Annotated in this window: 8 protein-coding genes and 2 pseudogenes; 5 read left to right on the top strand and 5 right to left on the bottom strand. The window is 40.8% G+C overall.

The window, feature by feature from the left end; all coding sequences use genetic code 11:
* The first annotated feature begins 597 nt into the window (after nucleotides 1-597).
* Together BJP37_RS10870 and BJP37_RS10875 are read left to right on the top strand one after the other, a co-directional pair.
* Nucleotides 598-1902 carry an MFS transporter gene (locus BJP37_RS10870; RefSeq protein WP_075898760.1) on the top strand — a complete coding sequence of 435 codons (1305 nt, stop codon included), beginning with the start codon at nucleotides 598-600 and terminating at the stop codon, nucleotides 1900-1902.
* A gap of 88 nt (nucleotides 1903-1990) precedes the next feature.
* Nucleotides 1991-2818: an SDR family oxidoreductase gene (locus BJP37_RS10875; RefSeq protein ID WP_075898762.1), complete on the top strand. Its 828-nt coding sequence runs from the start codon at nucleotides 1991-1993 to the stop codon at nucleotides 2816-2818.
* Nucleotides 2819-3142: 324 nt separating this feature from the next.
* Here BJP37_RS10875 and BJP37_RS10880 read toward each other — a convergent pair.
* The 4 genes and pseudogenes from BJP37_RS10880 to BJP37_RS10890 form a co-directional block, all read right to left on the bottom strand.
* Nucleotides 3143-3936, bottom strand: a pseudogene (locus tag BJP37_RS10880) (IS5 family transposase).
* A gap of 71 nt (nucleotides 3937-4007) precedes the next feature.
* The gene (locus tag BJP37_RS43450) at nucleotides 4008-4181 is read right to left on the bottom strand and encodes a hypothetical protein (protein WP_158069523.1); all 174 of its coding nucleotides are present in this window, start codon (nucleotides 4179-4181) and stop codon (nucleotides 4008-4010) included.
* 1 nt (nucleotide 4182) lies between these two features.
* Nucleotides 4183-4620: a transposase gene (locus tag BJP37_RS10885; protein ID WP_081431138.1), complete on the bottom strand. Its 438-nt coding sequence runs from the start codon at nucleotides 4618-4620 to the stop codon at nucleotides 4183-4185.
* Nucleotides 4621-4651: 31 nt separating this feature from the next.
* The gene (locus BJP37_RS10890; RefSeq protein ID WP_075898764.1) at nucleotides 4652-5074 is read right to left on the bottom strand and encodes a helix-turn-helix domain-containing protein; all 423 of its coding nucleotides are present in this window, start codon (nucleotides 5072-5074) and stop codon (nucleotides 4652-4654) included.
* 402 nt (nucleotides 5075-5476) lie between these two features.
* On the opposite strand from BJP37_RS10890, the gene BJP37_RS10895 reads away from it, so the two are divergent.
* Genes BJP37_RS10895 through BJP37_RS10905 form a run of 3 tightly spaced genes read left to right on the top strand, consistent with a single transcriptional unit; the run spans nucleotide 5477 to nucleotide 8357 of the window.
* Nucleotides 5477-7393, top strand: coding sequence for a glycerophosphodiester phosphodiesterase family protein (locus BJP37_RS10895; RefSeq protein ID WP_081431139.1), 1917 nt, complete (start codon nucleotides 5477-5479; stop codon nucleotides 7391-7393).
* A 60-nt stretch (nucleotides 7394-7453) separates the two neighbouring features.
* Entirely contained in the window at nucleotides 7454-7999 is a 546-nt protein-coding gene (locus tag BJP37_RS10900) for an esterase-like activity of phytase family protein (protein WP_229415563.1), read from the top strand.
* Nucleotides 8000-8015: 16 nt separating this feature from the next.
* On the top strand, nucleotides 8016-8357 hold the full coding sequence (locus BJP37_RS10905) for a calcium-binding protein (RefSeq protein ID WP_075898768.1): 342 nt from the start codon (nucleotides 8016-8018) through the stop codon (nucleotides 8355-8357).
* Between the two features lie 572 nt (nucleotides 8358-8929).
* Here BJP37_RS10905 and BJP37_RS36220 read toward each other — a convergent pair.
* Nucleotides 8930-9290 (bottom strand): annotated as a pseudogene (locus tag BJP37_RS36220) (hypothetical protein); the annotation flags it as partial.

Here is a 9290-nt window from a genome sequence, read left to right on the forward strand (position 1 = left end):
AATTCTAGCAAACAACGTCATTGCAAGCTTTGAGCCACTTGTGTCAGGCAGCCAGCTGTCAGACTCCGAAAAATGGGGGTCAAACCCTAATTCTCTCGTTAGGTGTCGTTGGCTGTAATGATGGAATTTCGTCATAATTTCGGAAAGTGACAGAAGAGGGATAAGTTTTCACCTAGACATGATATAGCAATCCTAAATAGATTGTAACTCACATCTTGCACCATCTAAATAGAATTGCTATAAAGGTTTAAGATTCTTTTTCATAGCGCTTTTCATTTGGATGGACACAATTATTCAGTCTGATAGGAGTATAAGCGAAACAGATTAGAGCTACCCATTTGAAAACCGCTATCAGAGAGGTCTAATAATCTTGGCTCTTCCGTACTTGTTATCCTAAATCAACACTTTGGCAAAGGGAGCTGAGGCCGTGGGCCACGCTACGCGAACGGAGCAGGGGGAAGAGGCAGTATTCAGAAAACTTTATTATTTAAATAGCCTCATAACCCTTACACAGTAAGCTGTCTGAGTTTTGTTAACTGGAAATTTAGCATAGCAGGTACTGAAGAACCATAATCTTTAAAGGAACAAATTTCCATTATGGCTGTTCAAGAACCATCTCAAGTTTCAGGAGATAATCAAATTAGTCAAAGTAACACTCTAAATATTGATTCATCCCCTGGTACTTCAAGTCAGAGTATACTTGAACATAACGATCCGAAATCTCGCATCAAAATCAGTCTTTTACTTCTAGGATTTCTGCTGATTGGTCTATATGAGTCTAGTATCAGTGTCTTAATTCTAAATCTACAAATTTATTATCAGGTTGACAAAGCAACCGTCGCCTTCCTCCTTCTAGGAGGAACACTCGGTCATTTCATTGCGGCATTAACTATTGGCTTCATTGAAAATTGGCTTGGACGCTTATCACTTTTACTTATTGGTATCAATTCATTTGTTATTGCCACATTAGCTTGTAGCTTATGCCCACCATTTAAAATTTTTATTCTATTACCTATCCTCATTGGTTTTGGTTTGGCAATTATAGAAACTTGGTTTAATGCTTACCTGGTCATGCAGCCAAACAGTAAGATTTGGCTTAATTATTTACATGCACTCTGGGGAGTTGGAGCCTTGTTAGGTCCAATAATTGCCGCTAGCATCATTGCCAGCAATCAGGGTTGGTATAATATTTATCGATTATGGGCATTACTGGGGTTTCTGTTGGCGATCGCATTATATTTGGCATTTTCAGATCAAGCTGATACAACGTTAAACTATGATGACTCGCAAGGGTCACAACCCAGTGTTTTGCAGGCTGCTCTAACGTCCCCTATTATCTGGTTCACCAGTGGATTTGTTATTTTCTGTGTTGGAACAGAACATAGCTTAGGGGATTGGGCTTACAGTTTTCTGTGTAGTATTCAGCATGAATCTCACTTCATGGCTAGCTTAAGCATCAGTACTTATTGGTTAGGCATGACTCTTGCCCGTTTAGGCATTAGTATTTTATTTCGCTGGTTTGAGATTAATCAATTACTCTATCTTTGCATGTTCAGCATCTTGATTAATATGATGCTGATCTGGTTTTGGCCATCGGTCATCATGTCTACAGTCGGCCTAGGGATTGCTGGTCTAAGCTTGGGACCGTTGTATCCCACAATACTCGCTGTTGTAGCAAAACAAATACAACCAAGGCTTGTTATAAGTGCGATCGCAATCATAAGTGGGCTTGGTAAGTTAGGAACTTCAATTGTGCCGTGGCTAATGGGGCTGATTGCCCAAAAATTCAGTCTATGGTCGCTATTCCCTTACATCATGCTGTTAGCAATGATTATGGTTATACTTTGGACAGCGATGAAGTTTCTGTATTATCGGCCTGAACAAATTTCGATTAATGGCTAAGGTTGTAGTACCAGAAGTAAAGACTAATCAGTGCACTAATTGCGACTAAAACCCCATTCCATCACCTCCGTTGTTTAGGGATAACACTATGCACATCAGCCCAGAACTCATAGACCTAAAGCAAATTAAGCCAACCTTTGGATGTTTGAAAGACAAAGTCGTAGTCGTTACCGGGTCAACCCAGGGTTTAGGTGCTGCGATCGCCCGTCAAGTGGCTTGTTCGGGTGCAGCAGGAGTAGTTATTTGTGGCCGCCAACAGGATTGCGGCAAAGCAGTTGCTGATGATATTCAAAACGAATTTAATGTGAAAACCTGTTTCCAGCGAACGGATTTAAGGCAAGTTGAGGACTGTCAAAACTTAGTTGCTACCTCCTGCAAAACCTTTGGACGCATTGATGCCTTAGTCAATGCTGCGGGGCTGAGTACACGTGGTTCTATTGAAAACACTAGTCCTGAGCTATTTGATGAGTTAATTTCAGTTAATTTACGCGCACCATTCTTCACAATTCAAGCTGCTGTACTTGCAATGCAAAAGCAAAACTCAGCTGGGAGTATTGTTAATATCATTTCAATTTCTAGTTATGGCGGACAATCATATTTAGCTCCCTATGTTGCAGCAAAAGCAGGACTTATAGCATTAACTCGCAACGTCGCTTATAGTCAGCGTTGGCGACAAATTCGATGCAATGCTCTCAATATAGGATGGACAGAAACTCCTAATGAGCATAAAGTGCAACTAGCCATGGGAAAGTCCGAAAATTGGCTTGAACAGGTACAGCAATCCTTGCCAGCTAAAAGCTTACTCCAGCCGCACCAAATTGCTAAAGCGACTACCTTCTTGCTCTCAAATGATTCTGCACCGATTACAGGTTCTATTATTGATTGGGACCAGCAGCCAGTAGGTTGCTGGGATTAACACTCTTGAGTGCTTATTGACAGGCTTATTGAGCATAAGATTGATACAGATTGAAGAGGATTCGCGATCGTCTTGAGTTGAGGAAAATTTTTTATTCTTAGGGGCTATGAATGCATTGATTTTATTTGTCCCCAACCGAATCAAAATGATGATTATTATTAATAGTGTACCTCCTTCTGACTTCTGACTTCTGACTTCTGACTTCTGACTTGATCGTAGCACTATACCATCCTTTAAATACCTAGTCATTTCTCTCTTCTTAAACTAGCTAAGTAGCTCCACTTAATTAGAGGCTGTTTGAAAAGGGGTAGGGGTGTAGCTTTTTTAGGCTAAGCGTCGAACCATAAGACGAATCATGGCGATGTAAATCATGGTCTCAGAGTTTTGAGGCAAATACTCGTAGTCTTGACAAAGAGCGTCGATACCAGTTCCACTTTCCCTAGGTACGCTCAACAACCCAACGCTTTTTGAGGAGGACAAAGCCAATGGATTCTTCAGGACGCAGCACAACTTGCACAATCCATCCAAAGGTATCCATCACAAAACGTAGAAAAGGCTCACCCCTATATCCACCATCGACCCAAACCAAGTAGAGACGGTGAACCTATTGTCCCAATTGTTGTAAACGGGCGCTTGACTTGCTTGCCTCCTTCCCTTTCGGGTACACTAGCTGCTGTGACCAGTACGCACATCAATAATCCCAAAGTATCTACTACGGCGTGGCGAAAACGTCCCTTGGTGGCTTTGTGGGTGTCATAACCCACCGCTTTGTTCACCATTGTACTAGTGGGAACACTCTGACTATCAACAATCACTTCTGAGGGGCTTTCTTCTCGTCCCAACATGAGTCGGTTTAGACTTCGTAAATGTTGATGAATCTTTTCCCAAGTGCCATCAGTGCGCCAGTTTCGGAAATAGGTGTACACTGTCTGCCAGGCTGGAAAGTCTCCCGGCAAATCTCGCCAAAAACATCCTTGAACCACTACATACAATAGGCGCTTTATGACTGAGAACAGGCAGACACTGCGAGGGCGACCCCTTTTCTTTGCTGGAGGGAGCACCGCTTTAATCAATTCAAACTGGTCTTGGGTGAGATTACTCGTATATGCTTTACTCATTGCTCTCACGGTTCTGTGTGTTTTTTTCGTAAATCACAGTTTACTCCGTGTGAGCTTTTTTACTCCCTCTCCTACTTTTCAAACAGCCTCTTAAACATCAAACGTTCCACAGTATAATTTCCCTGTTGACCCCGATTTTCGATGCCCTCAATAATCGCTCTTGCTAAATCGTACTCATCTTCAAAAACATAACCACCTAATTCCTGTCGTTTGAGATGTAGCCATTGGTCTTCAATGCGATTCATCTCAGGAGAATAAGGAGGAAGAAAAAAGATGCGTGGGTCCTTGTTTGGACCAAATTTGATGACGTGTTTTAACTAGCTTGGCACGATGGATTGAAGCATTATCGTGAATAATTATTGTGGGCTTTCCTGTCTCAAATAATCGTTTCATCGCTCGTTGTGCTTGCCAGTCCATGAAACGAAGATAACTTTTGGTGTTGTAGGTTCCCACTTTCAAGGTATATTCAAATCTTTGGTCTTGTTCCCAAACTCCCATGATATTGACCCGTCTTCCTTTTCTACTTCTTTGAGAAATAGATTTTTGTTCACCAATGGGACTATAGCCATAGCACAGAGTCCTCTGTGGAGAACATCCGGACTCATCTAAATAGAGTAAGGTGATTAAATCTTCTTGTGCCCATAGTTTTAGGGTTTGCAAATCTCTCTTTTTGGCTGCTTTCAACTCTGGATTTTTGGGTACGGGAGGTTTTTTCCTAAATCTTTTCCAACGCCACTTTTTTTTTTAGTATGCGACGAACTTGTTCTGGTCCTAGAAACACTTGTCTGTCTCTGGCTAATCTTTGACTTAATTGTCGAGAGCTGATGCTACGAGGTTCTTTTAACCATTTTGCCAAAGCTTCCCAATCTTCGTTGTTCCATGACGGCTTTCTCCCTCTACCTTGAGCTTCCCATAAACCAGCTAATCCATTTTGATTCCATCGATGAATTGTTTTTCTCACTGTGGATTGTGCCCATCCTAAGTAGTTGGCGATCGCTTTGACTTTCCATCCTGCTGCGTTCAGACGAAGTGCGGTTGCTCTTTGCTTTGTTCTTCGAGGCACACACTCTGCCACTTCTAGCTCTTTTAATGTTTGATTTTCTTCGTTCGTTAGAATTATTTTTAACGCTGCTGGCATTCCTCAATTACTAAGGTAGATTTTTCGGTTTCTATTTTACGTTTTTTTAGGTGGAGCTACTTAAGAATAGATTTTTTTATTACTATAATCAAGGATGACGAATAAACATCAATAAATAGTGCTATAAACAAATGTCAACTGATAACTGATTATCAATATTTACTTTGCTAAATCTTTGTTAAAACTTAATTGTTTATTAGTTTTTAGTTAATTATTAGTTAACCTAAACCCATAATTATCTAATGGCTAAGGTATTTTGGATGAGATTAAATTCAGAGATTAGAAGTAGATAACTCTAGTTTTGGTTTTACATTAACCAAGACATATGACTCTACAACTATCACTGTTTTTACTCTTTTTGCTGATAGCTATAACATCGATACATAACTGCGATCTACTGTTATGGAAACTAACAATCCAGAGGTAGTTGATACCTCAAATGAAGTAACTCTGATCGGATTTGCTTCGTTACCTGCTGATACCTTTGCCGATGGACCGGAATCAGGCAAAGATGTAGATAGCACTCGCACTGGACCATTCCCTGGTCAACCCGTAGGTGGATGGAGTGGAGTACAGTTTGCCGATAATGATAGTTATTGGTTTATAGTAGATAGCCTATTTGGTAGCAATTCTGATACTCTGGCCAGGATCTACAAAGTCGATCCCAATTTTGCTGGTACGGAAGGGGGTGACGGCAGTGTTGAGGTTGAAGAATTTATTATTCTTAGGGATCCTAACAAGCTAATACCCTTTGAGATTCGTAACCAAAACGATATCCAAAGACTTTTAACTGGTACAGATTTTGATACCGAACCCTTAGTCATTGACAAAAATGGCGATTTGTGGGTAGGAGATGAGTATGGTCCCTATCTATTACACTTCGATAGCAATGGCGTCTTACTAGAAGCTCCCATGCCCACCCCTAATATCCCTCAACTTAATACTCTTAACGGACAAGACCCGATCATTATTGGTCATCGTGGTGCCAGTGGTCTTCTACCGGAGCATACCTTAGAAGGTTTCCGTTTGGCTCTCGAACAGGGTGCGGATTTCATTGAAACCGACTATGTAATGACCAAAGATGGAGTACCCTTAGTTCGTCACGAGCCATTACTAAATAACACCACCAATATTCTTGACCACTCCGAATTTAGTGGACGGGAAACCACTAAAATTATTGATGGAGTTGAAATTACTGGCTTCTTCGCTGAAGACTTTACCTTAGAGGAAATCAAAACCCTACGTGCTAGGCAACCTCGCCCTGAGCGCAGTGATGAGTTTGACGATTTGTATGAAATTCCTACCATGGCTGAAGTAATTCAGCTAGTTAAGGATTTTCAAGCCGAAACCGGTAAACAAGTTGGTATTGTTCACGAACTTAAGCATAATAGCTACTTCGATAGCATTGGTTTAAATGTAGAAGAAGCTACGGTGCGGGTTTTGCTGGAAGAAGACTTTACTAATCCAGAACAAAACATTATTCAAACCTTTGAAATCGCGCCTTTAATTCGGTTAGATAAGGAAATTATGCCCGAAGCGGGAATTGATGTTCCTTTGCATCAACTCACTGGCGCAGCTACAGAAAACTTTAATCCTGGTTTTTCTTTCCCCTACGATGTTGTTGCTAACTTCAGCAACCCCCATTTTACCGCAGAAGACGCTCGTGCAGTTTACGGCGACTTAGTAGATATTATCGATCTAAATGCTGAAACTGGATACGGGGACTTGTTGGCACTTCCTGAATTTTATCAATTCATGATTACCTACGCCGAAGGGGTTAATCCCTGGAACAATAGCATTTTACTCCGGGAAGGTTTAGATGAACCTTTTGATGGTGACGGGGATGGTAACGCAGAAATCAGAACTCAGTTAACAGGAGAAGTTTTCCCTTTAATTAAGTTCGCCCATGATGCAGGATTACTGGTTAATGTCTACACTTTACGGAATGAAGAACGCTACCTGACCTTAAACCCAGATAGCTCAGTACAAACTCCCCAACAAGAAGCAGAAGACTTAATCCGTTTGGGTGCAGATGGCTTAATTGGGGACTTCCCTGAAACTATCAATATAGTGCGGGATCGGATTGTGGCTGATCAAGTCCGCTCTCCCCAAAATCCTGATGTAGAAGCGATTGATTTGAGTGATGGATCTCTAGACGAAGGGGATGTCGCATTTGAAGCTGTAACCACACTTTTGAATGTAGCAGGTCGTCCCTTTAATAGTGGTGCAACTGATCCTGAAGGCATTGCCTTAAGGAAAGATGGTACTTTGTTTATTTCCTCCGAAGGTGATGCTAACAACTTACAGCGGTTGCTGTAATGCTAATGCTCCTGAAGGTACCCCTGATGAGGTAGATCGTACTAACAGTTTGGCCGAATTATTAGCGATAATGCCGGAACCTTCTTAGCCTTAGAAAGGTATTTTGACGACACTGGCTTAAACCAAAACAAGCTCTATTTAGTATCGGCTCAAAATGCTACCGATGTCAGTAACTTGCCAAGCTTGAAAGGTCGAGATATTGTTGTAGCCGAAAAACAACTGCTGGTAGATTTTAATGATCTTGGGACTAATCTCGATGATTTTGAAGGTTTAGCCTTAGGTCCAGTTTTACCCGATGGTCGTCAATCCTTAATTGTTGTTAGTGATAACGACTTTGACCCGGCAACTCCTGCTACTCAGCTCTTTGCTTTTGCTTTAGATATTGCTCCTGCCAGTGAGACTAAAGAACAAATTTTTGGTACGTTAGAAGCAGATGCTCTAGAACTAACTGGTAGCAATAATTTAGTTTTTGCTGGGGAAGGTAACGATATCATTGATGCCTCTTTGGCTGATGGAAATAATCGTATCTATGCTGGTAACGGTGACGATACTGTTATTTTAGGAACAAGCGATGCTCCTTTGGAGCCGCTGCGCGATTGGCCGTAGGCCACGCTAAAAGCGATTGACCGTAGGTCACGCTAAAAGCGAACGCGTTTTTGGTGCAGAAGGTGCAGATCGTTTCTTTGTGACCTCTGGTGGTAACAATATCATGACTGGGGGCGCAGGTGCAGACCAATTCTGGATTGCTTCTGCTGAAATTCCCGATAGCGCTAACATCATTACTGACTTTTTCAGTGGCGAAGATGTGATTGGTATTGCTGGTTTGGGTATTGGTTTTGATGATCTCACCATTACCGATGGGGATTTGGGAGCAGTAATTTCTGCCAATGGCAGTGACTTAGCTATTGTTACTAATCTCTCGGCTGATCTTGTTGCTAATCAAGATTATTTCGTTTTTGTCTAAATCCTAAATTTATCATATCTGGATAAGCCAAAGGTGGGGCAAACCCCACCTTTTTTTTATATTTCATTGAAAATTAATATTAGTTTAATTTTTTTTATAAAATTCATAATACTTTCTTAAATAAACCAGGCAACTATAGTCAAATCAAAATGTTTTTTTACTATTTTTTTTAGAAAAGTCAATGACTGAGAAGAAAGCTATTGTCATCGGTATTGATGGAGCGCAGTTATAAAAACTAGACGAAACTCCTACACCATATCTTGACAGTTTAAATATTATAGAGTCTTTCACAGGAGGGATTCAAGGAACAGAAACAGAACAACAAACCTTTAGTGGTCCAGGTTGGGGCAGTTTATTAACAGGTGTTTGGGCAAACAAGCACGGTATTGTTTCCAATGACGATACATTAAGAGCTAAGCCAGACTATCCTAGCATTTTTGAATACGTTCATAATGACGATCCCGATAACTATATTGCTTCTGTGGTTAACTGGGGTCTAATCAATGCTTATTTTGAGGAAGATATTCTGGGGGGGTGACGAAAATAGTTATAAAGCAGACAGGGCAAGCGATCTAGCTCTCATTCCTCGTAAATAATACTTCTGTTGTCTTGATGCAGTCGCTCATGGGGGAAACCCCCAAGACCGCGCTGCATCGCTTATTACGATTAAGTTTCATTAATTTTTGTACTAAATCAATAAGTTCATAACTAAACTTGACCCAAGTTTGAGCATATAAGCCTATATAAAAACTACTGTGTCGTCTTTGTAAACGACCAGATTCTTTTACTCTACCAACATATTTCTGAATTCCTTTACCTTTAATTTTTTGTCCGTGAAGAGTAGCAGAAGTATAAGCTATTGTTATCAATAAAATTAGGGAAATTAACCGATTATCTGAAACATTAGTGTCTTCTAAGTTATAGCCACCTGTT

It is taken from the genome of Moorena bouillonii PNG, from assembly GCF_001942495.1.
GTDB classification, from domain to species: Bacteria; Cyanobacteriota; Cyanobacteriia; order Cyanobacteriales; family Coleofasciculaceae; genus Moorena; species Moorena bouillonii.

Excerpts from the sequence above, each read along its gene's own strand:
- BJP37_RS10870 (WP_075898760.1), top strand. The coding sequence starts at position 598 with ATGGCTGTTCAAGAACCATCTCAAGTTTCAGGAGATAATCAAATTAGT.
- BJP37_RS10875 (WP_075898762.1), top strand. The coding sequence starts at position 1,991 with ATGCACATCAGCCCAGAACTCATAGACCTAAAGCAAATTAAGCCAACC.
- BJP37_RS43450 (WP_158069523.1), bottom strand. The coding sequence starts at position 4,181 with ATGAATCGCATTGAAGACCAATGGCTACATCTCAAACGACAGGAATTA.
- BJP37_RS10890 (WP_075898764.1), bottom strand. The coding sequence starts at position 5,074 with ATGCCAGCAGCGTTAAAAATAATTCTAACGAACGAAGAAAATCAAACA.
- BJP37_RS10895 (WP_081431139.1), top strand. The coding sequence starts at position 5,477 with ATGGAAACTAACAATCCAGAGGTAGTTGATACCTCAAATGAAGTAACT.